This is a genomic window from Zobellella maritima (genome assembly GCF_003075035.1).
In the GTDB taxonomy this organism is placed as follows: Bacteria; Pseudomonadota; Gammaproteobacteria; order Enterobacterales; family Aeromonadaceae; genus Oceanimonas; species Oceanimonas maritima.
On the sequence record NZ_QCZE01000022.1, the window covers coordinates 1 to 392 of the forward strand.

Genomic DNA, 392 nt, shown 5'->3' on the forward strand with positions numbered 1-392 from the left:
ATTCATGACTGGGGTGAAGTCGTAACAAGGTAACCGTAGGGGAACCTGCGGTTGGATCACCTCCTTACCTTAATCTCAACGCCTGTTGAGTGTTCACACAGTTTGCTTGATATAAAAGAGTGACTTATCGCATTAGCCTGGCTGATGCGATTTGGCGACGGTTAAACGTCGCCAAACAGGATTTAGGTCTGTAGCTCGGGCGGTTAGCACCCCACATCTCTTGAATAAAGAGTAGGGTGAGGTCGTTTGAATGCAGCCAACAAGATTGGGTCTGTAGCTCAGGTGGTTAGAGCGCACCCCTGATAAGGGTGAGGTCGGTGGTTCGAGTCCACCCAGACCCACCAAATCTTGTCGATACAGCGTCATAAGGCTTGTCGTTTAGTTTACTAAAC

1 tRNA gene and 1 rRNA gene are annotated in these 392 nt (G+C 49.0%); both read left to right on the forward strand.

Annotated elements, in window-relative coordinates:
- Window positions 1-67: ribosomal RNA gene (locus DCS96_RS18415) — 16S ribosomal RNA — on the forward strand; the annotation flags it as partial.
- Between the two features lie 200 nt (window positions 68-267).
- Window positions 268-344 (forward strand) — tRNA-Ile (locus DCS96_RS18420).
- Window positions 345-392 lie beyond the last annotated feature (48 nt).